The following is a 21,835-nucleotide window of genomic DNA, read 5'->3' as shown; positions in this document are numbered from 1 at the left end:
AGTTTGCTGCGCGACACGCTGCAGTAGATTTCCCGGTATAGGTGTAAAGAGACTGGATTTCTGTATAGAAATGTTTGTCAGAAAATGTCGATGCTTAAAATTCTTGTGCTATTTGTAGTATATATGCCACTTCGTCGCATTAAAATCCGGTGGCTTTATACCCCAATCTTGAATTGTTTAATATTGCAAGATAGTAGTGATACAGGTGATTTGTCATGCCGGAGTATAGATTTGCTTCATTTTGGGAATATCTGCAGAAAACTGGCGAGCGCTTTCATAGGCATTCTTTGTCTTAGTGCCTTTTGCTCTGTAGCGTATGCGACCGACCAGCTGGATATTTCTACCGGGTTGAAGACCTGGCTGCTGGTCAATGACAGGCCGCAGGGGAAAGTGACGGTAGCGGTTGTCTATGATCCGTCCAATCCGAGTTCCGAAGCGGACGGAAAAATCATTCAGCAGGATATCGGGACAGGAGTCGGTGTACCGGGTGGGCTTAATGTTGTTTCCGCGCTTGTACCTGCCGGAGACATGAAAGCCATTTCCGCTGCGAAAATAGCTTTTCTTGCGACCGGACTCTCAGCGGAAGCATTAAATAATATCAGTAAAACTGCTGCTTCTTCAGGCGTATTGACCATGTCTGCCGACATGACATGCGTGCAGGCGAATAAATGCGTAATAGGTATCGCGACCAAACCGCGTGTAGACATCTATTACAGCGCTGTTGCGGCGGAAGCATCACACATCAGTTTTGCCCCGGCGTTTGTCATGTTGGCGAGGAAAATATGAACCATTGTTCCCCATTTAAATTATTTACCGCTTCTCTTTTTGTTACGGCTGCGATGATCGTATCGGGTCACGCCGCGCGTGCACAGGAGATGGATTATGGTTCCCTGCAATCGCTTATGGGCGAGCCCGTTACCACCAGCGCGACGGGAACCCCTCAGCGAGTCAGCGATGTGGCTGCCAATATGACCATTATTACTGCCGATCAGATACGGCAGGCAGGGAGCCGCCAGATCCCCCAGATTATCGGCATGTATGTGCCGGGAATGGATATTCTGCAGACGGGTTATGCGGGGTTCGATGTCGGCGTGCGCGGATATCAGCAGCCCAGCATGCCCCGGCTCCTCGTGCTGGTTGATGGGCGGCAGGTATTCGTGGACGATTATTCGCGTACGGTATGGAATAATATCCCGGTCAATATTGACGACATCCGGCAGATCGAGGTGGTTAAAGGGCCAGCTTCAGCGCTATTTGGTTCGAATGCCGCCGGCGGGGTCGTGAATATTGTCACCTATAGCCCGCAGTTTGATCACAAGAATGTAGCTTCTGTTTATGCGGGTAGCGAAAGCACTTTTGGAGGCGATGCCACCGTGACCCGTAACGGTGAATGGGGAGGGACGAAATTTTCAGTCGGCGGTTATAATGCCCATGAGTTTAACAGCTGGTCGGGTGACCCTGTGATCGACCAGTCTCCGCTGAACCCGTCCAAGCGATATATCTCTAACCGCTCGGCCTTCCGCGTCTCTCCTGATTTGCAGTTCAATACCGAGCTTACCTATTCCTTCAGCAGGGAGAATTATGCTTCCGCCACTTATGTGGAGGGGGCAGACCGCTATACCGCTTACTCCCTGCGTGGAGGGTTTCAGTGGCAGACACCTTACGGTCTGATCGTGAACGATAATTATTTTAACCGTTCCTATGACGATTTTCTGCTGACCCCGCTTTCGGGCGGAGAACTGCCGTTCACCACGAATCTGGCGGTCAGCAAAATCGAGGATCAGTTCAGTATCGGGGCGCATCATACATTCCGGATCGGGTTTGAGTATCGTAACAAGACCTATGAGAATGACAGTTTTAACAATGTGTTTGCGCAGCAGCCAGCATTGCAGGAAAATAATTATGCTCCGAGCGCAACATGGTTATGGCAGATCACGGATAAATTATCGTGGACCAATGCGGCGCGGTTCGATCATATGGACATGACGGAAACGGGAACATTGCCTCCGGGAAGTTATTATAATTATGCCGATTACGGTCACGACATCAATACGCTGAGCGCCAATTCCGGCCTGGTATATCAGATGACGGATATGGATACATTTCGCTTGTCCTATGGGCGCGGCGTGCAGCAGCCCAGTATGATCGAGAGTGGTATCGGTGAGAATTACCCCATACCGGGTTCCATGTTTGAAATTATCGGCAATCCCAAGCTGGAACCCACTATCGTTGAAAATTATGAACTAGGCTATGACAGGAAGCTCCCCGATATTTTTTCCACGACCAGGTTTGCGGTATTTTACCAGCAGAATAAGGATCTGAAATCGTTTTATTCTCCAGGCGTTGTGGATTTCAATGGAACACCGGCAGTCCTGTTCAGTGTTGCCAATGTCGGCAACAGTCAGGGATGGGGCGGGGAAATAGAATTAAAAGGTACCAAGGACGGCTTTCGCTGGGATGCAAGCTATAGTCTCTCACGGGTGGATGACGATGCGCAAGCGGAGTCACTGCTTTATTATAACGGTTCCGCGCCGGAGCATCATTTCCGCCTGCTCGGCGGTTATAGCTGGCGGCAATGGGAGTTCGATGCGAACGGCCACTATGTTACCTCGACTAACATGATGCGGGCAAACCAGCTTACCAATGTTCCGGTGGAGCAAAGCGGCTATGCTACTTTAGGGGGAAGAATCGGGTATAATATCAACGATACTTATACTCTTGCCCTTTCAGGCATAAACGTTAACCGACAGTATATTAAGGAAAGTCCTTTCCCTGCGGTCGAACGCCAGGTGTTATTTACGCTGACCGGGAAGTTTGATTAGGAATGTCATAAAAGATTCACACGCCCTGCGCTTTATAGCTGCTATATTGGCTGCTTGATAAGGAGCAGCGGAAGTAATGGATTACGGTACAGCAACGGCGGAGTTACCCAGCAGTTACGCAGGGGATTATTGGGGGGAAGTTCCTGCTGCCAATCATGTTGCAGCGTCCAACGAGCTGTTTGAAGATCTTGTGCGCCAGCTTAGGACCGATAAAGCTTTCATGGATACAGTGAACGGTATTCTGGCGATGGAGCATATCGCAGGGGTGCCCACGGGTAATGATAACAACCATCATAGCGATACGCGCAACAGCGCAAATAACAGTAACCGTAAGAATGATAGCGAGAGCAATACCGGACGCCTTATCCGTGATGCTTCTGTCGCGCGTTTGGCGGCGCAGCAGCGCGAGCTGGAGAAAAAGCAGCGTCTGTTTGAAGAACAGCGGAAAACAGCAAGGGATGCAGAAAAAGCCTCTCAGGCAACGCCGGAGCCCCAGCAAGTGATAGAATATGAGCAGCGCATCATTTTTATCGATGATGAAAGAGTGAAAGACGCGCTGCAGCCCTTGCAGGGAGTGTTTGCGGAACTTGCGTCACGGCTTCATGGTATAGAGCCTGCGGTGGATGTGTCATCGCATGAGCTTGCAGTGCCCACGGAAACTCCTAAAGTAGGTGTCATTTGCCTGACGCCCAAAACAGTTTCTCGTCAGGTGCAAACGCGGCGTGCAGCTTAAGCATTTTCCATTTTTCTAATGTTCACAGATGTGCGGTTTTGCGCTCTGGCTATGAATGCCTGCATGGCGGGCAAAACTTCTTCACGGAAGCGGTGGCCGTTAAAAATCCCGTAATGCCCGGCATCCTTTAACAGCAGATATTCCTTCTTACTATCAGATAAATTGGTCGCCAGATCCAGCGCGGCCTTTGTCTGGCCTATACCGCAAATATCATCACGTTCACCTTCGATGGCGAAAACGGCAGTTTTGCGGATTGCTTTTGGATCCACAAGTTTCCCGCGTGATACCATCTTGCCTTGCGGCAGTAACGCTTCCTGGAATACCACGCGCACGGTCTGCAGGTAGAATTCGGCTGTCAGGTCCATCACAGCGCAATATTCCGCGTAGAAAGAACTGATCTTTTCCTCGCCTTCGAAATTCCCTTCAATATAGTGCTCTATGGCATTTGCTATAGATTGCTGATGACGCTCCGGGTTCATGCTCAGAAACGCGGTGAGCTGCATGAAGCCGGGATAGACCAGCCTGCGCTCTCCCGGATATCCGGCCGGAACGATGGAAAGCGTCATGTGCTCAAACCAGTCCTCATCGTATTTCGCGGCAAAATTATTTACCGAAGTAGGCGAGCAACGGACATTGATGGGACAGCCCATTAGCGTCATGGAAGTTGGCAGCAGCTCATGCACATCCTTGCGATCCTCCAGCAATGAGACTGCGGCATAGGCAGGAACGCCAGCCTGGCAGACCGCCAGAATATGGAAGTCCGGTGCAAGATATTCGAAGCAGCGCACCAGTGTGGCGATATAGCTGTCCATGTCGAATCCGCCATGGCTAATGGGGACGTCACGGGCATTGACCCAGTCGGTGACGTAAACATCAAAACAGGGAAGGGCGTCTCGCACAGTGTCGCGAAGAAGCGTGGCATAATGACCGGCCATGGGCGCGATCATCAGCAGGCGGGGCATATGCTTAGAAGTTTCTTTGCGGAAATGCAGCAATTTGCAGAACGGGGTCTCGAATACGGTTTCCTCATGGACCGCTACCGTCTTTTCATCAACTTCTACCTGAGAGATACCGAAGGCGGGTTTGCGGTAGCTCTGTGTAAGGCGCTGCAATAGCCTGAACCTTGCCGCAGTGCTGCGCCGGAGCAGGGCAGTCAGGACGTTATCCTGTTCCAGAAGCTGCGAAAGCGGCGGTGTAACTTTTTCATCCCATTGGTCGGCGGCAAATTTAAAGAAGGTAGAGGGCCCCTTCATGGCGTTATACCAGTTGTTCACGGCCAGATAAAGATAGCGGTTATCTAATATGGGAAACATGTACACTCCTGCAGCACTTACAAGCTGCAGAAAGAAATCACGAATCCTGTAAAGATTCGATAGGGAGAAGGATTATCCTTATAAAGGGAGGCTTTTGCTACGCATCCGCCCGCACGCTGCTCAGGAAATTCTTTACCTCTTTATTCAGCCGCTCCGACTGTTCGGAAAGCATCTTGGCGGCGCTCAGCACTTCATGTGCACTGGTGTTGGCGTCTGCGGCGCTTTTGGTAATAGAGGAAACACTGGTATCGATATTGACGACGCGCCCTGTTGCCTGATTCACGTTGGTTGAAATTTCCGTTGTGGCGGCGGACTGTTCTTCCACCGCGGATGCAATGCCGCTGGAGTAATGGCTAACATTATTCACGGCCGTCTGAATATCTTTCAATGAACTGGCAACCTCGACTGAAACGCTCCTGACGCTTTCAATCTGTGCCGTGATTTCGCCGGTCGCCTTGGATGTCTGTGTTGCGAGGCTTTTGACTTCGGAAGCCACTACGGCAAAGCCTTTGCCAGCTTCTCCTGCGCGGGCGGATTCAATCGTGGCATTGAGCGCGAGCAAGTTGATTTGTCCCGCGATATTCCGGATCAGTTCCGAGATGCTGCCGATCTGGGAAACATTCTGGGTCAGCACCTGGACGGTATTGTCCGCGTGGGTGGTTTTACCCACTGCTTCGTTCACCACAGTCGAGGATTTGGCAACCTGCCCGGCGATTTCCTTAATGGAGGCGGACATTTCCTCCACGGCGGAGGCGACGCTCTGCATATTGGCGGAGGTTTGGCGTGATTCCGTTGCAGCTGTATCGGATTCCGAGGATACGGTGTTAATGGTCTTCTTCATGTTTTCTGCGGTGTAGTATAGCTCCGTCGAAGCCGTGGAGACGGTATTGACGATTTCCTGAATGCCCGCTTCAAAGTCGTTAGCCAGTTTCTGCATCATGGCGCGTTTTTCCTCAGCGGCACGTTTTTCCGCTTCCAGCTGTTTCTTTTCGAGCTCGAGCTTCTCCAGCCCGCTTTCCTTGAACACAAGCGCGGTGCGCGCGATATCGCCTACTTCGTCTCTGCGGTGTGCACCTTTGATATCCACATCAAATTGCCCTTTGGCGAGTTGCTGCAGGATATTTACGATAGCTTCGATCGGGTTTACAATCTCAAACTTCGCCATCAGGCCGCTGACGATGACACCGACGAAAGTGCCCAATATGAGAGCTGCAATAAGTGAGCGGGATATCTGATTGTAAACATCGGTAATATCGTCTGATACTTTCGATACATTCTTGATGGAGTCATCTGAATACGCGGTTACAATGGCCTGCAGGGCTTGTGACTCGTCATCGCTGTTCAGGGCAGCCTGTTTTATTTTTTCCTGCTCGGCGGAAAGCGTAAAATTCTTTAATTTAGCTGCTTCATCGCCCGCTTCTTTGAGAGCAAGCATATATTTTTCATAATCCTGCCGGATTTTCTCCAGTGCGTTATGCTGGTCATTATCCGATGATTTTTCCAGCGTCGTTACAAAATCCTCGAACTTTTTCGCTTCGTTCTGGATAGAAGTCTGTGTATCGGCTATGGATTGCGGGCTGGGATCAGCCACCATGTGAAACTTCAGCTTTTCGATCATCAGAATATTCTGGATCAACTTGGCACCGAGTAAGGCTTCCTGCGCCGATTCTTCCATGTCATTAGCTTTTGTGTCCAGTATCTTAAGTGAGTGTATGCCGAGCGTGCCGACTCCTATCAGGACGGCGCTCATGAACGTTACCAGCAGCATGAGTTTAACGACGATTTTACGGTTATTCAGCCATGACATAGCAAGCTCCTAGGTTGGGGATCGGATACGCCGAGCAGCTTATTAGTATAGGAATGGAAAACAAAAAAATATAGTAAAAACAGGTCTGAAATGCGACCCGATGTTCTGTTTAAAGCATAAATCCCGGGTGGTTGTAAAAATACCACCCGGTTAGGAATGGGGCGGATCAGTTCATAATACTGCTTATAATAAGGGAGAGTATTTTTATATAGCCAGATTCGTAAGATTTTGTAAATTGTCTTTTAAGGCAAAACAATCATTTAGCAGGAACGATTATGAAACTGAATCTGGGATGCGGCAGCCGGAAACTGGAAGGTTTTATCAATGTCGATATGTTTGCGGAATGCAGCCCGGATATTGTCTGCAACCTGGAGGCGTTACCCTGGGCGTGGGAAACAGGTTCGGTGACAGAGGTGCTGTTCAATCACTCACTTGAGCATATGGGCGCTTCAGCCGAGGTATTTCTTGGGATTATTAAGGAGCTATATCGTATCTGCGCAGACGGGGCCATTATCAATATCAATGTGCCCCATCCCAGGCATGATAATTTCATCAACGATCCGACCCATGTACGAATAATTACACCGGCGCTGCTGAGTCTTTTCTGCAAAGCCTTGAATAAAGAGTGGCAGAAGACGGGTGCGGCGAATACACCGCTGGGGCTTTATCTCAATGTCGATTTTGAGATCCTGAACGTGGAGCAGGTGCTGGACCCTTCTTATCATCAGATCTTCAATGAGAAAAAAATTTCCATGGAAGATTTGCTGGTTGCAATCCGTGAGAAAAATAATGTGGTGAGCGAGTATAAGATTACGATGAAGGCGATTAAATCATAGTTCAGTTGTTGAGGAACTTCTCCAGCGCCGTTTTTACTTCGACGATCACACTTCCCCAGTCATTGATATTGTGTTGCCGGAACAAATGCGCGGTGGGATACCAAGGGCTGTAAGTGCGATCTTCCAGCCACCGGAAGTCCGGCACGAAGGGCAGCAGCAGCCATAATCTCTTTCCCATGGCTCCGGCCAGATGCGCCACGGAAGTATCCACTGAAATAACCAGATCCATTTCCGCAATGAGCGATGCCGTATCCAGAAAGTCATGGATATTATCTGCATGCGAAATCATGGAAGTCTGCGCCAGATACTCGGCATCTTCCTTGCGGAAATCTTTCTGGAGAATATGATATTCGGCATCGCATTCCAGCAGTGGCGCCAGCATCTGTAGCGGAATGCTGCGATTGCCATCATTGGCATGGGTGGCGGAACCCGACCAGACAAGGCCGATTCTTGGCTTTGTTTTTTGACCCAGGCTGTTCTGCCAGGTTTTCAGGTTCTGCGGATCGGCGGATAAATAAGGGATAGTAGCAGGGATAATGGCCAGAGACGTTTTGCAGGCCAGCGGCAGGCTCATGATGGGGCAGTGAAAGTCAAATCCTTCATGGACTTCGCCTTGTGCCACTACCTTGCAGGAACCTTCAAGCCGGGCGAGCAAGGGAACCAGCGGTTTCTGCACTTCCAGAATCACCTTTGCGCCTTGTTCTTCGAGCAGTGCTGCGTAACGGCAGAACTGGATCGTGTCACCGAATCCCTGTTCCGCGTGCAGCAGAATGGTTTTGCCATTCAGGTCTTCTTCCCCCAGCCATAAAGGTACAGGGAATGTACGGGGAGCTTCCGTATCGCTATTCTTCCAGCGCCATTCATAGAGGGGCCAGCCTTGTTCATATTCTCCGCGTAAGAGCAGAAGGTTTCCTTTGTTCCAGTAGGCATCTGCGTAAGTGGGATCGATCGCAATGGCCCGCTCGTAATCAGCCAGTGCTTCGTCATAGCGTTTCAGACGAAAGAGTGTGATTCCGCGGTTATTGCATGCGGAAGTGTGGGTGGGGTTGAGGCTCAGGGCGCGGTCGAAGTCGGGAAGTGCTTCATTATATTGGCGTTGGTGAAACAGGACGGTGCCGCGATTGTTATAAGCGTCGGCAAAATTCGGATTACGTGTGAGGGCTTTATTATAATCGGCCAACGCTTCATCATAATGCTTCAGTTTGTAGGAGAGCAGGCCACGGTTATTATAGGCATCCGCATAGCTGGAATCGAGTGCAATGGCTTTGTTATAATCCGCCAGTGCTTCATCGTATTTTTTAAGCTGATACCAGGTGAGGCCCCGGTTACTGTAGCCCTGCGGTTCCCGGGGAGTAAGGCTTATAACGGTATCATAGGCCTCTTTGGCTTCTTCATAACGGCCGAGCTTATACAGCAATAGCCCGCGATTGCTATGCGTGTCAGCATGGTTTGCGAGTGATGCGGCTTTGGTATAGTCGGCCAGTGCTTCCTCATAGCGTTTCAGATAGCTCAGCAGCAATCCACGGTTTCTGTAGGGATCGGCGTAAGCAGGATTCAAGGCGAGCGCGTGATCGTAATCGGCTTTTGCTGCATCGAAGCGGCTTAAAACATATAAGACCAGCCCACGATTGTTATAGAGCTGCGCATGATTGGGGGCGGCAGCGATACCTTTATCAAAATCTGCCAGTGCTTCGTCATATTGTTTCCGGTTATAAAACAGCAGCCCCCGGTTGCTATAGGCATCTGCGTAAGCGGGATCAAGTGCAATGGCCTTTGTGTAATCTGCCATGGCTTTATCCGTGAGATTCTGTTCTGCGTAAGCAAGACCACGGCTGTTATAGGCTTTGGCATAATTGGGATTGGCGGAGAGCGCTTTGCTGAACAGGCGGATGCCTTCGTCTCGGTTTCCGCGCTGGATGTGGACTCTGCCCAACAGATAAAGCAATTGCGCATCCTGCGGGTATGAGGCCAGCAGCTCGCTATAAATCGCTTCCGCCTCGTTAAGATTGCCTGCCTGATGCAACTCCACGCCCCGTGAAAGAAGGGCGTGCGCTATTTCAGGTTGTATGGCCGGTTGGGATATAGAGTGCTTATTCTTCTGTTTTTTCATGCGTATGTTCTCTATTCCATTTCATTTTATCGCCAAAATACACTGTATGCCAGTATTTCATTGCCATGTTTTATTTATAGGTTATTTATTATTTTGAATGTAATATTTATACGAGTGCCTGATGAAGAAGATTTTGCCTGTTTTGGGGCTGATGCTGTTGGCCGGGTGTGTTTCTCCTTATGAAGAAGGGAAGTCCGCTGCTGATGTTCCGGCTAATATCGATGCGATTTATTTACAGAAAGTCTATATTGCCGCTCCGTTTACGAAGCCTGGCGTTGATCCGGTAGCGGATGATAAGCCATCGAAAAGCAGTCAGGAAATGTTAAGCGTTGCCAAACCAAGTATGGTCAGCCAGCTGACGAATTTTGGTTATAAGGTAGTGGAAGATTCGCATGAGAAAGCGGATATCGCTATGAAATGTGGCGTATATTATGCTGCGGTATGGCCTCTTGCAAATGATGCATTATATACGTGGTGCAGGGTCTATGATGTTGGCGGGACACCGCTTCTCAAGTTCCTTGCCTATGATGAGAGAGGAGTGATTCAATTTGCACTTGGGCCGACTACCACTGCAGTGGCAGCAAAGGAAGCGCGCGAAACTATCATCAAAGTTGTTAAAGAATTACGTAAAGGCACGAAGGCAGCGCCGGTGCATGCCTCAGCCGCTAAAAAGGAGGGAGTATGATTTATAATACAGGTTCCAAAATTTTTCGTGGATTGATGGCAGCGACATGTGCAGCCTGCTTTCTTACAGGGTGCAATGATTACTCGCCTGATAGCTATAACGCTTCCGGCATGCAGCAGGTCGGCAAAGTGGACCGTGCTGTGGTGAAATCTTTCCGACAGGTGAATGTAAGCGATCCTGCGCTGGGCCTTGGTGCCGGTGTTGGTGGCGTAGCTGGCGGAGTGGCCGGTGCACAGATAGGGCAGGGCGGTGGAAGCGCACTGGCTGCCGTTGGCGGTGCGCTGGTGGGAGCCGCTGCGGGTGCAGTGATCCAGCATGAGGCGAGCAAAACCACGGCGTATGAATATGTTCTGCAGAAGTCAAACGGCGATCTGATCACGCTTGCGCAGAAGCAGGATACGCCGCTTGCAGTTGGCCAGCATGTGCTGGTGCTGTATGGTGAGCAGGCACGCATTATTCCAGATACTGCGAAGTAAAAGTAGGCACAATAACATCCTGCGAATCAGTCTGCGGCAGGCAAGGGCAAGTCGGAAGCAGTGATATTGCTTCCTTTGTTTTGATTGCCGAGCAAAGTTCCCCTATGCGCTTTGCTGTAGGCGAAATAGCATCCCCAAATACTGGCTACCATATTAAGAAGATCGGTAGGGCGGTATTTGGAGATGGTTATATGATAAACGATGGGAACGATTGTAAAAAGCATTGCTAATGCCATAAAGACTTTCAATGCTTTGGGGCGTAGTGCTTTTGGCATTATCGTCGTGGCTGCCAATATGGCCAGACAGGTTGCAAATAGCTGAGCAGCACTTAGCTCTGTTACTATCTGGCTTGGTATTATAAGCACACATAGCATGCCTACTACTGTCACAAAATAATGTGTAACGATAAAAGCCCCGAATGCTCCAGGCCAGGAACGTAATATGGAAAAATCAGCATGCCGTCTTAGATAGGCTCCCAACATTCCGAAGAATGGCAAGCTATTGAATACGATGAATTCCAATATGGGTGAGTCTTGCTCTGCTCCGATAAGATGACCGTAATAAATAGCTAGAAAAACCAGAGAGGATAGCGCGCCCTCAATGATTCGCCGGTGACCGGGAATACATCCGACAATGGTTGTAGACAGGCATATGGATAAGAAAAGTATGTAGTGAGCATTATGCAGATAAGCAGGATCTTGCATTAGCTGTTGATGTCCCTGAGGTATAGGAAAGTGTAGTAGTGCTGCTATTACAGAATATACTCCAAGGCCAATTAGCCCTAAGACGATAGCCAATACGAAGTTAACAATATTATTAACGATCGCGACAATAATGTGTGGCAACATAGTAATGATTTAAACCATCTTATTATTTTTCATAGAACGTATCGGTAAAGCGCGGATCGTTAAAGTAGGCATTGAACGCTTTTTGCTTTACCGTGTCGGGCTGGTGCGTTTCGGAGTCGTAGCCGAGACGGATGTCCTTGCTGTTGGCGGTGTAATCATCCCAGATTGCCAGCATCTTCAGGCGTGGCATCGTGTTATTGTCCAGTGATGCTTTCATATCGGCGTATTGCTGAACAGCAAGTGTCTGCGGACCTATGACACCGGTTTCCATGATGCCCCAGGGTTTGCTCAGATAATCATGCTGCGCATTGCTGTGCTGCGTCAGGAAATTATAGAGCCGCATGGGACTTTCGGGCCACTGCGCATGCTGATGTTCATATGGGTCCCATACTACCCAATCTACGAGGTCATTGCCGGGCCAGAGATCATCCACAAGACAATCCCACTTTTTGAAGCCCATATAGTTCATCACCCAGACAACGTTCGTCACATGCTGCGCGTCGAAACGGTTACGGATATTGCGCCACATTGCGCGGTATTCCTCAGGCGTGCCTGCTTTACCTTTATAAATGTTAGCGGGGCAGTTGGTGCCGCCACCGGTGACATCATTTTCCGGTTCGTGAAATACAGTCAGAAATATTTTCTTCGGCGCGACTGCTTTGATGCTTTGCGCCATATGGTCGATATGGGCGTTGGTTTCCGCATTGCTGCCGCCTGCATCCTGCCAAAGCTTGGCCGGTTTCCAGGTGGTCGCAAGATAGGTGTTGGGGCGGTTGATGAAATAGAGTTCGTCTTCCGTCAGTGCATCCTTGTTCGGGCGGTGATAGGTATGGACGATATCCACCTGTCTACCTGCGCGCTGCTCGAAATAGGTGATCTGGCCTTTAGTACCGTTGGGCGCTTCGGTGTAACCCCCGGCTGCGACGGCGAACCACGGCCTGCAGCTATTCACCAGCTTATCGTTTACGGTACATGCTGCATGCGCAGAAAGCGGCAGTCCCGCCAGCAGACTCATACAAAGGGAGAGAAGCGGGCGGGCGGTTTTGCGCATAATGAATTCCTGTTTAAACTTCCGTTCCACCGACTGTCATGCGGTCGATCAATACGCTGGGCTGGCCGACGCCGACAGGAACGCCTTGTCCTGCCTTGCCACAGGTGCCGACACCGTCATCAAGACTCATATCGTCACCGATGGCGCTGACCTTGGTCAGGATGTCCGGGCCGTTGCCGATGAGCGTTGCGCCCTTGACGGGATAGGCGATCTTGCCGTTCTCGATCATATACGCTTCGGAAGCCGAGAAAACGAATTTGCCGGAGGTGATATCCACCTGGCCGCCGCCGAAATTCACCGCATATAGCCCGCGTTTGACGGAGCTGATCATGTCATCCACTTTCGCGTTGCCGCCGAGCATGTAGGTGTTAGTCATGCGCGGCATGGGCTGGCAGGCATAGCTTTCGCGCCTGCCGTTGCCAGTGGCTTTCATGCCCATGAGTCTTGCATTCAGCCTGTCCTGCATGTAGCCGGTCAGGATACCGTCCTCGATCAGTACCGTGCGGCTGGTCGGAGTGCCTTCATCATCGATGGAGAGCGAGCCGCGCCGGTCTGTGAGCGTGCCATCATCCACGACAGTAATACCTTTGGCGGCGACCTGTTTGCCAATGAGACCGGAGAATGCGGAGGTTTTCTTGCGGTTGAAATCACCTTCCAGTCCGTGGCCCACAGCTTCATGCAGCAGCACACCGCACCATGCATTGCCGATAATGACCGGCATTTCGCCTGCGGGAGCAGGGCGCGATTCGAGATTCGTGAGCGCCTGTTTGAGCGCTTTGTCGGCCTGTGCCTGCCAGCGGTCGGGCGTGATATAATCGGCGTATGAAGTGCGAGCGCCTGCACCGTGTGAGCCGGTTTCCATACGGTCGCCGTCTTTGGCTACGACACTGATATTGAGGCGTACGAGCGGGCGGATATCTCCGGCTACGCTGCCGTCTGCTTTCATGATCTGCACAGCCTGCCATGAACCGAGCAGGGACACGGAAACCTGATGCACGCGCGGGTCCTTGCCGCGCAAATACGCATCAATCTCCTGCAGCACACCGATCTTCTGGGCGAACGGCACCTGTGCGAGCGGGTTGACATCCGTATATAAAGCCTGATTCGTGCCGAAGGGCGGGGTATGTTCCGCTACTACATTTTTCTGACCGTAATTGACCGCACGTACGGTTTCAGCGGCGCGTTTGATGGCCGCTTCGCTCAAATCCGCCGCATGGGCATACCCCGTGGCTTCGCCCAGCACCGAGCGCAGGCCGAATCCCTGATCCGTATTGAAGCTTGCATTCTTCAATTGCCCGTCATCGAAGACAAAGCTTTCCGACTGCGAGTATTCCAGAAAAAGCTCGCCGTCATCCATGCCGCGCAGCGTTTCACCGGTCAGCTTGCCGACGCGCTTTTTGTCCATGCCGGTGCGGGTGAAAAACAGATCGTCGAGTAGGGCTATGTCGGTCATGAGAATCCTTTTGATTGTTCCCGCTATGGCCTGTTAGCCTTTGCGATGAACCTAACATTTTGCGACTAAAGAGGCTGTCTGCCGACGGCCTTCCAGTCATTGTTAATGAACGCGCATTATATGTTTTTTATGTTACCTTTACAAGCTTCAGGTAAGCGGAATAGTCGAACTTCGCTGTTTAGTGGTATCAGGGACTGTTGGTTACAAAAACCAGTAATTGGGTGGCTTAGTTCAATATAAACCGTAATATTTTCAGCGCTGTCATTGAACTGTAATACATTTCCTATATGCTACAGAAAATTTTTAATTCGATGAGTATTTCAATGAGTCTGAATTATGAATGACACCTTTTTTATAAGTGATACGCACTTCGGGGATAAAACTATTTGTGAATACCATCCGGTGCATCGGCCATTTTCCAGTATAGAAGAACATGACGAAGAGTTGGTTAGGCGTTGGAATGGTGTGGTAGGAAAAACGGATATTGTCTGGCATATTGGTGACTTTGCTGTGGGGAGTATTGCCATAGCGGGACGTCTGAACGGTAAAAAGCATCTTATTCTTGGCAATCACGATATGAGGAAACCAGCAGAATATGCAAAGTATTTTGAACGGGTATTCGGTATGGTACGCTATCAAGAACCATTATTTCTGCTATCACACATACCGGTTCATCCAGCACAGCTATATCAGTGCAAGTTTAATATTCACGGTCATATGCATCAAGGTGAGATGCCGGATGATAACCGTTATTTTAATGTATCATGTGAACGTATAAATCTTACTCCGATGCCGTACGAAGAGTTGCTGAATCAGCTTCAACGGTGATTTAATTGCTTCACGAGTGTCATGTTTGCCTCTGCCTACAGGAGTGACAAGCATGCTATGTGTTTTTACAAGCTTCCACAAAGGCTTTGAATATGGCCGTATCCGCAGGGCTGATATGGTATTCCGGGTGCCATTCCACGCCGAGGCAGAAAGGATGGGCAGGGTATTCAATGCCTTCGATCACGCCGTCCGGTGCAGTAGAGTTAATTACAACGCCTTCGCCGACAGTGGCCACGGCCTGATGATGGGCGCTGTTGACGGGGATTTCGTCTTTGCCAATAATTTTATGCAGCAGCGTGCCCGGTTTGATGGAAACGGTGTGACCTGCTTCCGTGCGCGGATTGGGCTGTTCGTGGGCGAGCGCGTTCGGGATGCTGTCCGGGATATGCTGGATCAGCCTGCCGCCCAGGATCACGTTCAGCAGCTGCTCGCCGCCGCAGATGCCGAGAATCGGTTTCTTGCGCGCGAGCATGCCTTCGGTCATGCCTTTTTCAAAGGCAGTGCGGCGGTTTTTGGTGGTGACTTTTTCGTGGACGGTTTTCTCGCCGTACATTTCTGGCGGGACATCGAACGCGCCGCCGGTGACGATCAATCCGTCAATTATATCAAGATATTGGGGAACCAGTTCCAATTCATGAGGCAGGGGCAGGGGAATGGCCCCGAAAGCGCTGACGGCGCTCATATAGTTCTCACGGATCGCGTACCAGGGCATTTTAGAATAGCCGCCCGCCTCCTCGAAATCGAGTGTAAACCCTATGACCGGCGCGGTTTTTCCCATAAATAGACTCCCTGGTTTGTAAAGCCGTTGCTTTTATATTGTAATCTGATAACTTGCGCGACTAAAAAATGGGTTACTAAAGAGGATATCATATGAAAATTGACGGCTCTGCCATCCGCCCGGGTATGGTGCTGGAATATAACAACAGGCTCGTGCTTGTGACCAACATCAAGATCGGCACTCCGGGTAACCTGCGCGCCTTCAACCAGGTGGAAATGAAGGACATCAAGACCGGTACGAAGACGAACTATCGTTTCGGCTCCGACGAGAAGGTTGAGCGTGTGCAGCTTGAGCAGAAAGAGCATCAGTATCTCTACGATGAAGGCGATATGCTTGTGTTCATGAACAATGAAAACTATGAACAGATTCACCTGAACAAGGAACTGGTGGGCGAGTCCATCGCTTTCTTGCAGGAAAATATGAATGTCATGATCGAATCCTATGAAGGCGAAGCGCTGAGCGTGGCCCTGCCGGAAACCGTGATCATGGAAATCGTGGAAACGGAACCGGTCGTTAAAGGCCAGACCGCTTCTTCCTCCTATAAGCCCGCGAAGCTGGAAAACGGCGCGCGCGTGATGGTGCCTCCGTTTATCGAAACCGGTACCCGTATCGTTGTTAACACCCGTGATGTTGCTTACGTAGAAAGAGCGAAATAATGCCCCCACGTTCCGCGATACTCAATGTGATGACTTCTGCTGCCCTGAAAGCCGGTAAATCCGTGCTGCGCGATTTTGGCGAGCTGGACAAGCTGCAGGTCTCACGCAAGAGCATCGCGAACTTTGCAACGAATGCGGATAACCGTTCGGAGAAGATCCTGCATCAGGAGCTTTCCAAAGCGCGCCCTGCGTTCAGCTTCGTCATGGAAGAAGGCGGCAGCATTGAAGGCAGCGATCCCTCGCAGCGCTTTGTGATCGACCCGATCGACGGTACGCATAATTTCATCCATGCGGTGCCGTATTTCTGCATTTCCATCGCGTATGAAAAGAAGCTTGCCAACGGCCAGTTCGAAACACAGGCGGGCGTGATTTACGACCCGATCCAGAACGAGCTGTTCTGCGCGGAGCTCTATCAGGGCGCGACGATGAACGACCAGCGCCTTTCCGTTTCCGGACGTATGGAACTGGATACATGTCTGATAGCAACGTTTACGCCGCCGCGCACTCCGCATGCTGCAAAAGTTTATACGGCGCTAGCTTCCAATCCGTTCGGTCTGCGTGCGACCGGTTCCACGGCGCTCGATCTCGCCTATGTAGCGGCCGGGCGTTATGACGGTGCATGCTTTGTCTCCTGGAAACATTGGGATGTTGCGGCAGGTAAACTGCTCGTGCGTGAAGCGGGCGGCAAGATTACCGAGAGCAGCGACGAAGATAAGAAAATGCTGTTCGTCTCCAACCCGCATATCCACAGCAAGATCGCCGCTTCGCTGGCGGGTTAGCAAGGCTTACTCTTAATCTATTGTGATTTTACTCGCATAGGGTGCTTGTGTTTACAAAAGCGCAAACCCTTAGTTGTGGATATGCTATCTAATATGTTGTAATATATTATTTTTTGTCATTAATCATTATTTAAACTTTCTGTATTATAGTTAATTTTTATAAACTATATGTGCGGAAAGAATGTAATATGGATAGAGATGGCAGATTGGCAACTGCAATACAAAATGCATGTGCCAATATGAGCTGGCAACCTAATTCAAGCGTGCGTCTGCCTGTACTTATCACAGGTGTGGTTGCCAATAGTCAGATAAGCCCTAAGAGCGTAGTGTCCCGGTTTCGCAGTAGCCTGAGAGATGCTGATAGTAAAAAAGAACATCTTGGGCAATCACGGGAATTAATTTCCGCTTGTCTTGCTTCATGCAAGTTTCTCGGCTATGGGCTTAACGATTATATAGGCAGATTATCTCCGGAAGAGTTATTGGCGGAGTTGGAGAAAGCCGGTGGAGATTATTCGCAATTAACCAAGCGGGCTCTTGAATCTAATGGTTGCGGCGCGCACTTTCCGGAAACATTTGAAGTCTTGGAGAAGTACGGCATCGTTACCACAGAGGATTTCTTCAAGTTTGCCAACCTGTTTACCAAACTTGAATGCGAAATGGCAGAGAAGGGGGCGCAATTACACAGTCTTCAGAGTGTTCCGGGAGATAATCACGATGCAATCTGCAAAGCACGAGAGGACATGCTGAATACAAACCTTAACCAAACCTCAGCGCTTTATGTCGCCTTCTCACATATGTTCAATAAAGATCCTAAAAAGGATATCCCTCCGGTTCCGCCGCCAGATGTCCCCTCCGATGAATATATTAAATTGTTACGTGATAGATTTCCTCGTGAATTTGCCATAGGACGGGCATCGCAAAGGGAAACGGCCAATCACACCAGTGTCGACAGGATTCTGAAAGAAATCTTTTCCAATGAGAAAAGACCTGATGCGGCTATCTTATGGCTTGAGCAGCAAGGTAAATATACGGATGAGTTCAAGAAGGAATTGCTTGAAGTGGCGTTAGAGTATGTGGGGAAAGGTACGATTCCCCATCATAGACTTCCTCAGGCTTTGCAAGACGCCATTAAGCATAATCGTGACACTTTGCAGGCTGAGATTGATGAGGCGGGAGGAAGCCGTATACTCCGAAGAGGGTATCTAACCGGTATTGCAATCGGTGTAAGAGGAGGCGCTATTAATACATATGCGAGAAATCTTGCAGAAGGTAATCAGAAAATCAGCGTCTGCAATTTAGAAGACAGAGATTTTAAGCCGGAGGAGTATGTGGCGCGGCTAGAAATACAATTCAAAGAAAACACTCGGGAAAAAGATGGCAAGCATACTGCCAGACATGCGAGGAGGCAGGCTGAGACTCCTTCTTCTCCTTCCGAATCCCAATTCGCTCGGTAGTGCCTGTTATCGCTATTCTAAATAATTCTACTGTGTAGTAATCTTGCTCTGCTTGGATGCTATCCATTTGCCTATCGCTTCCGCAGCATCCCTGCCATCCTTAATGGCCCAGACGACGAGCGAAGCACCGCGGACAATGTCTCCGGCGGCGAAAATGCCGGGTAGGGAGGTCATCAGGGTTTTTTCTTCCACAGCTAGCGTGCCATTTCGCGAGATTTTTAATTCAGGCTCCCCAAAGGCATGGGGCAGGTCTTCGGCTTCAAAACCCAGCGCGTTAATCACCATATCAGCTTGCAGGGTGAGTTCTGAGCCGGGAACTTCTTCGGGCGCGGCGCGGCCTGAAGCGTCGGTTGCGCCCATGCGGGTTTGCACAGCGGTAACGGCTTCTATTTTCTCTTTCCCAACGAAGGCTTTAGGAAGCGAAAGCCAGCGAAATTCCACGCCTTCTTCCTCTGCGTTCTTCACTTCGCGCCTGCTGCCCGGCATATTCTCCCGGTCGCGGCGGTACAGGCAGGTGACTTTGGTAGCTCCCTGCCGTACGGCGGTGCGTACGCAGTCCATGGCGGTATCGCCGCCGCCGATCACCACAACTTGCTTTCCCGCTGCATTCAAATGTCCGTTTTCGAGCTCTACCGCTTCATCGCCAAGGCAGGCTTTATTGCTGGCCGTGAGATAGGTCAGCGCGGGCAAAATTCCGGGAAGGTCTGAGCCTGGAGTTTCCGCCGTACGGGCTTTGTATACGCCTGTGGCGATAAGGATGGCGGAGTGATGGCTTCTTAATTCGTTCAGGTTGATATTGCGGCCGATTTCGCAGTTGAAATGGAACTTTATTCCTGCCTGCTCGAACAAAGCGTGCCGGCGCTTGACGACATGTTTTTCGAGTTTGAATTCCGGGATGCCGTATATCATCAGGCCGCCTGCACGGTCGTAACGATCATAGATATGAACTTCGTAACCTTTGCGCCGCAGGAGCTCTGCGGCTGCAAGCCCGGCAGGGCCCGCGCCGATGATGCCGATAGAAAGACCGTTTTCCTGTGCCGGAAGAGGGGGCTTGACCCAGCCTTCTGCGAAGGCATTTTCTGTGATATGTTTCTCCACCGCGCCAATCGTGACGGATTCATAGCCTTTTTCAATGACGCAGTTACCTTCGCATAAACGGTCTTGCGGGCAGATGCGGCCGCATATTTCAGGAAAGGTGTTGGTAGCGGAGGAAACCTGATAGGCTTCCTGCATTCTGCCTTCAGCCACGAGTTTCAGCCAGTCTGGTATATTATTGCCAAGCGGACAGTGAACCTGGCAAAAGGGAACGCCGCACTGCGAGCAGCGCGATGCCTGCGCGGAAGCTTCTTTGGGGTTGAAAGGATTGTATATTTCCTTAAAATTATGCTTGCGTGCTTCCGGAGAGGATTTTGCGGGGTAGGCTTGCGTAATGGATGGAAACTGCACTAATTTGTTCATAAATCCCCAATGCCTGAAGGCTTTTCAAGAGCCTCTTAATATCCTGCGATATTTTTTACCAAAAAAATGGAAAATGTAATAATTCTGTAACAGAAAATTGTTATAGTGAACATGGATAAATAGTGCTGAATAATGCCTGTTTAGGGGATGGAGTTTCTAAATGGCTGAATTGCCTGAGAAAAATGCGAACCCGCCTACCCAAGGCGATACGATGGACCTGGCTGCGCTTGTCAAGAAACACGGCAGCGCCATCGATCACCTTATTGAATCTCAGGACAGGCAGAAAGAATATTTCAAAGATCATGGCATTGATCCCGACACATTGATGAAAGAGCATTATTCCGATCTGGTGAACCGGTCAGACGCACTGGTCGAGCAGAATAACCAAATCTATAAAAAAGCAGGCCAGATCGGCACTGCGGCTACGGCAGCCGCTGTGGTAGGAATGTCGCTGGTGCCGAAGAAACATTTTTCCGACAAAAGTGCAGTCAAGACCGCAGCGGTGGCATTCACAGGATTTGTGGTGGGAACGCTTTCCTATATGGGAGCGATGGCTTCGCTTACGCGCAATATCAGAATCTCAGAAGTCAGAAGCGCATTCTCGGAACGCACCAAGCATCCCCCGCACAGGGCCAGCGAGAAGCTTGGCATGGAAAGTAGGGAAGCCCTCAAACGTGAGCTGGCCGTCCTGCTGGAAAATGATGAACGCAACGGCATCACTTATGATGAGTATCTTGCGTCAAAAGAGATAAAAAATGCCGAACAGGCCGGTGTGCACACGCCATCCAGTAAGTTTGCCTCCAAGGTCGGTCAGAGCGACCGGAAAATGCCGCCGGCACCCGCCAGCCATGTCGAGCAGGTTAAGGCTCAGGACTCTTCTCCGGTTGCGGTGCGCTAGATTTACCGTCTTCCTTCTAGCTCCATAATCTGGTTGTTTGCAGCATTATCTCGTGTATATTTCCCTTATGTTTCTTACCGCGTCCAATTTGTCCGCTGCGCCAGAGCTGGCGCATGGTTTCTTTACTCGCAACGCAGGTGCGAGCGAAGGTGTTTATGCATCGCTTAATTGCGGTCTCGGATCAGCGGATAATGCCGGGCATGTGATTGAAAACAGGCGCAGGGTTGCAGCCGCGCTTGGGACGCAGGAAAAACATCTGTGCAGCCTCATGCAGATACATAGCGCAGATGTTGTGACCGTTGCGGAAAGCTGGGAGAACAGCGGTAGGCCGCAAGGAGATGCCATGGTGACGAACCGACCGGGCGTGGCGCTGGGCATCCTGACGGCGGATTGCGTGCCTGTGCTGTTTGCGGATGCAGAACGCGGTGTGATAGGGGCTGCGCATTCCGGCTGGAAAGGCGCATTCTCCGGAGTATTGCAGAATACGATTGAAGCCATGATCGCGCTTGGGGCGAAGCGTGAAGCCATTGCCTGTGCCATCGGGCCGGCGATCGCCCAACCCTCCTATGAGGTAGGGGATGAGTTTCGGGATCGTTTTCTGCAGAGGGACGCAGGCTATAAGGTGTATTTTATACCCTCCCGGCAGGAAAAACACTGGCTGTTCGATCTGAAAACATTTGTTCGCGACACGCTGAAACAAACCGGGATCGGCAATATAAATATGCTTGAAAACGATACGTATATCGAAGAAGATGCGTTCTTCAGTTTCCGCCGTGCAACGCATCGCGGCGAAACGGATTACGGAAGACAAATTTCAGCTATTATGCTGAAACCTTAACTACTTATACGG

Annotated in this window: 20 protein-coding genes; 12 read left to right on the top strand and 8 right to left on the bottom strand. The window is 50.4% G+C overall.

Features of this window, described 5'->3' with window-relative positions; translation table 11 throughout:
* Window positions 1-231 precede the first annotated feature (231 nt).
* From VFT64_10005 to VFT64_09995, 3 genes are all read left to right on the top strand, one after another.
* Window positions 232-786, top strand: coding sequence for a hypothetical protein (locus VFT64_10005; GenBank protein HEU5048161.1), 555 nt, complete (start codon window positions 232-234; stop codon window positions 784-786).
* The gene (locus VFT64_10000; protein HEU5048160.1) at window positions 783-2,822 is read left to right on the top strand and encodes a TonB-dependent receptor; all 2,040 of its coding nucleotides are present in this window, start codon (window positions 783-785) and stop codon (window positions 2,820-2,822) included. Before VFT64_10005 ends, VFT64_10000 begins: the two co-directional genes overlap by 4 nt.
* Window positions 2,823-2,898: 76 nt before the next feature.
* Window positions 2,899-3,555: a hypothetical protein gene (locus VFT64_09995; protein HEU5048159.1), complete on the top strand. Its 657-nt coding sequence runs from the start codon at window positions 2,899-2,901 to the stop codon at window positions 3,553-3,555.
* Here the strand turns inward: VFT64_09995 and phaZ are convergent.
* Together phaZ and VFT64_09985 are read right to left on the bottom strand one after the other, a co-directional pair.
* Window positions 3,552-4,868: a polyhydroxyalkanoate depolymerase gene (phaZ, locus tag VFT64_09990; protein ID HEU5048158.1), complete on the bottom strand. Its 1,317-nt coding sequence runs from the start codon at window positions 4,866-4,868 to the stop codon at window positions 3,552-3,554. The genes VFT64_09995 and phaZ overlap by 4 nt on opposite strands.
* A 97-nt stretch (window positions 4,869-4,965) precedes the next feature.
* Window positions 4,966-6,675, bottom strand: a complete 1,710-nt coding sequence (locus VFT64_09985) for a methyl-accepting chemotaxis protein (GenBank protein HEU5048157.1) — start codon at window positions 6,673-6,675, stop codon at window positions 4,966-4,968.
* A gap of 275 nt (window positions 6,676-6,950) precedes the next feature.
* Between VFT64_09985 and VFT64_09980 the strand changes: the two genes are divergently transcribed.
* Window positions 6,951-7,511 carry a hypothetical protein gene (locus VFT64_09980; protein HEU5048156.1) on the top strand — a complete coding sequence of 187 codons (561 nt, stop codon included), beginning with the start codon at window positions 6,951-6,953 and terminating at the stop codon, window positions 7,509-7,511.
* Between the two features lies 1 nt (window position 7,512).
* Here the strand turns inward: VFT64_09980 and VFT64_09975 are convergent, their stop codons facing one another.
* Window positions 7,513-9,621 carry a tetratricopeptide repeat protein gene (locus tag VFT64_09975; GenBank protein HEU5048155.1) on the bottom strand — a complete coding sequence of 703 codons (2,109 nt, stop codon included), beginning with the start codon at window positions 9,619-9,621 and terminating at the stop codon, window positions 7,513-7,515.
* Window positions 9,622-9,742: 121 nt separating this feature from the next.
* Between VFT64_09975 and VFT64_09970 the strand changes: the two genes are divergently transcribed.
* Both VFT64_09970 and VFT64_09965 read left to right on the top strand, forming a co-directional pair.
* A complete protein-coding gene (locus VFT64_09970) occupies window positions 9,743-10,306 on the top strand; it encodes a hypothetical protein (GenBank protein HEU5048154.1) in 564 nt (187 codons plus the stop codon).
* Window positions 10,303-10,782 carry a glycine zipper 2TM domain-containing protein gene (locus VFT64_09965; protein ID HEU5048153.1) on the top strand — a complete coding sequence of 160 codons (480 nt, stop codon included), beginning with the start codon at window positions 10,303-10,305 and terminating at the stop codon, window positions 10,780-10,782. Before VFT64_09970 ends, VFT64_09965 begins: the two co-directional genes overlap by 4 nt.
* A 26-nt stretch (window positions 10,783-10,808) precedes the next feature.
* Here VFT64_09965 and VFT64_09960 read toward each other — a convergent pair whose 3' ends face one another.
* The 3 genes from VFT64_09960 to tldD are packed head-to-tail and all read right to left on the bottom strand — an operon-like array spanning window position 10,809 to window position 14,134.
* A complete protein-coding gene (locus VFT64_09960; GenBank protein HEU5048152.1) occupies window positions 10,809-11,630 on the bottom strand; it encodes a hypothetical protein in 822 nt (273 codons plus the stop codon).
* A 22-nt stretch (window positions 11,631-11,652) separates the two neighbouring features.
* Window positions 11,653-12,681 carry a hypothetical protein gene (locus tag VFT64_09955; GenBank protein HEU5048151.1) on the bottom strand — a complete coding sequence of 343 codons (1,029 nt, stop codon included), beginning with the start codon at window positions 12,679-12,681 and terminating at the stop codon, window positions 11,653-11,655.
* 13 nt (window positions 12,682-12,694) lie between these two features.
* Window positions 12,695-14,134 carry a metalloprotease TldD gene (gene tldD, locus VFT64_09950; protein HEU5048150.1) on the bottom strand — a complete coding sequence of 480 codons (1,440 nt, stop codon included), beginning with the start codon at window positions 14,132-14,134 and terminating at the stop codon, window positions 12,695-12,697.
* Window positions 14,135-14,470: 336 nt separating this feature from the next.
* Between tldD and VFT64_09945 the strand changes: the two genes are divergently transcribed.
* Window positions 14,471-14,962 carry a hypothetical protein gene (locus VFT64_09945; GenBank protein HEU5048149.1) on the top strand — a complete coding sequence of 164 codons (492 nt, stop codon included), beginning with the start codon at window positions 14,471-14,473 and terminating at the stop codon, window positions 14,960-14,962.
* Between the two features lie 55 nt (window positions 14,963-15,017).
* Here VFT64_09945 and VFT64_09940 read toward each other — a convergent pair whose 3' ends face one another.
* Window positions 15,018-15,740 carry a gamma-glutamyl-gamma-aminobutyrate hydrolase family protein gene (locus VFT64_09940; protein ID HEU5048148.1) on the bottom strand — a complete coding sequence of 241 codons (723 nt, stop codon included), beginning with the start codon at window positions 15,738-15,740 and terminating at the stop codon, window positions 15,018-15,020.
* 92 nt (window positions 15,741-15,832) lie between these two features.
* Between VFT64_09940 and efp the strand changes: the two genes are divergently transcribed.
* The 3 genes from efp (at window position 15,833) to VFT64_09925 (ending at window position 18,629) form a co-directional block, all read left to right on the top strand.
* On the top strand, window positions 15,833-16,396 hold the full coding sequence (gene efp, locus VFT64_09935) for an elongation factor P (protein ID HEU5048147.1): 564 nt from the start codon (window positions 15,833-15,835) through the stop codon (window positions 16,394-16,396).
* The gene (locus VFT64_09930; protein ID HEU5048146.1) at window positions 16,396-17,175 is read left to right on the top strand and encodes an inositol monophosphatase family protein; all 780 of its coding nucleotides are present in this window, start codon (window positions 16,396-16,398) and stop codon (window positions 17,173-17,175) included. Before efp ends, VFT64_09930 begins: the two co-directional genes overlap by 1 nt.
* Window positions 17,176-17,363: 188 nt before the next feature.
* Entirely contained in the window at window positions 17,364-18,629 is a 1,266-nt protein-coding gene (locus VFT64_09925) for a hypothetical protein (protein HEU5048145.1), read from the top strand.
* Window positions 18,630-18,656: 27 nt separating this feature from the next.
* On the opposite strand, the gene VFT64_09920 is transcribed toward VFT64_09925, so the two are convergent.
* Complete coding sequence (locus VFT64_09920) at window positions 18,657-20,087, bottom strand: NAD(P)-dependent oxidoreductase (GenBank protein ID HEU5048144.1); 1,431 nt, start codon at window positions 20,085-20,087, stop codon at window positions 18,657-18,659.
* Window positions 20,088-20,247: 160 nt separating this feature from the next.
* Here VFT64_09920 and VFT64_09915 point away from each other — a divergent pair, with 160 nt between their 5' ends.
* Together VFT64_09915 and pgeF are read left to right on the top strand one after the other, a co-directional pair.
* Entirely contained in the window at window positions 20,248-20,985 is a 738-nt protein-coding gene (locus tag VFT64_09915) for a hypothetical protein (protein ID HEU5048143.1), read from the top strand.
* Window positions 20,986-21,052: 67 nt separating this feature from the next.
* Window positions 21,053-21,823: a peptidoglycan editing factor PgeF gene (gene pgeF, locus VFT64_09910; protein HEU5048142.1), complete on the top strand. Its 771-nt coding sequence runs from the start codon at window positions 21,053-21,055 to the stop codon at window positions 21,821-21,823.
* The last annotated feature ends 12 nt before the right edge of the window (window positions 21,824-21,835 follow it).

The sequence above is a fragment of the Rickettsiales bacterium genome, assembly GCA_035765535.1.
Classification (GTDB): domain Bacteria; phylum Pseudomonadota; class Alphaproteobacteria; order Rickettsiales; family JABCZZ01; genus JABCZZ01.
This window is presented reverse-complemented; position numbering and strand designations above follow the sequence as displayed.

What these genes read in the sequence shown, in the direction of transcription:
- VFT64_10000 (HEU5048160.1), top strand. Translation starts at nt 783, where the DNA reads ATGAACCATTGTTCCCCATTTAAATTATTTACCGCTTCTCTTTTTGTT.
- VFT64_09995 (HEU5048159.1), top strand. Translation starts at nt 2,899, where the DNA reads ATGGATTACGGTACAGCAACGGCGGAGTTACCCAGCAGTTACGCAGGG.
- phaZ (HEU5048158.1), bottom strand. Translation starts at nt 4,868, where the DNA reads ATGTTTCCCATATTAGATAACCGCTATCTTTATCTGGCCGTGAACAAC.
- VFT64_09985 (HEU5048157.1), bottom strand. Translation starts at nt 6,675, where the DNA reads ATGTCATGGCTGAATAACCGTAAAATCGTCGTTAAACTCATGCTGCTG.
- VFT64_09980 (HEU5048156.1), top strand. Translation starts at nt 6,951, where the DNA reads ATGAAACTGAATCTGGGATGCGGCAGCCGGAAACTGGAAGGTTTTATC.
- VFT64_09975 (HEU5048155.1), bottom strand. Translation starts at nt 9,621, where the DNA reads ATGAAAAAACAGAAGAATAAGCACTCTATATCCCAACCGGCCATACAA.
- VFT64_09970 (HEU5048154.1), top strand. Translation starts at nt 9,743, where the DNA reads ATGAAGAAGATTTTGCCTGTTTTGGGGCTGATGCTGTTGGCCGGGTGT.
- VFT64_09965 (HEU5048153.1), top strand. Translation starts at nt 10,303, where the DNA reads ATGATTTATAATACAGGTTCCAAAATTTTTCGTGGATTGATGGCAGCG.
- VFT64_09960 (HEU5048152.1), bottom strand. Translation starts at nt 11,630, where the DNA reads ATGTTGCCACACATTATTGTCGCGATCGTTAATAATATTGTTAACTTC.
- VFT64_09955 (HEU5048151.1), bottom strand. Translation starts at nt 12,681, where the DNA reads ATGCGCAAAACCGCCCGCCCGCTTCTCTCCCTTTGTATGAGTCTGCTG.
- tldD (HEU5048150.1), bottom strand. Translation starts at nt 14,134, where the DNA reads ATGACCGACATAGCCCTACTCGACGATCTGTTTTTCACCCGCACCGGC.
- VFT64_09945 (HEU5048149.1), top strand. Translation starts at nt 14,471, where the DNA reads ATGAATGACACCTTTTTTATAAGTGATACGCACTTCGGGGATAAAACT.
- VFT64_09940 (HEU5048148.1), bottom strand. Translation starts at nt 15,740, where the DNA reads ATGGGAAAAACCGCGCCGGTCATAGGGTTTACACTCGATTTCGAGGAG.
- efp (HEU5048147.1), top strand. Translation starts at nt 15,833, where the DNA reads ATGAAAATTGACGGCTCTGCCATCCGCCCGGGTATGGTGCTGGAATAT.
- VFT64_09930 (HEU5048146.1), top strand. Translation starts at nt 16,396, where the DNA reads ATGCCCCCACGTTCCGCGATACTCAATGTGATGACTTCTGCTGCCCTG.
- VFT64_09925 (HEU5048145.1), top strand. Translation starts at nt 17,364, where the DNA reads ATGGATAGAGATGGCAGATTGGCAACTGCAATACAAAATGCATGTGCC.
- VFT64_09920 (HEU5048144.1), bottom strand. Translation starts at nt 20,087, where the DNA reads ATGAACAAATTAGTGCAGTTTCCATCCATTACGCAAGCCTACCCCGCA.
- VFT64_09915 (HEU5048143.1), top strand. Translation starts at nt 20,248, where the DNA reads ATGGCTGAATTGCCTGAGAAAAATGCGAACCCGCCTACCCAAGGCGAT.
- pgeF (HEU5048142.1), top strand. Translation starts at nt 21,053, where the DNA reads ATGTTTCTTACCGCGTCCAATTTGTCCGCTGCGCCAGAGCTGGCGCAT.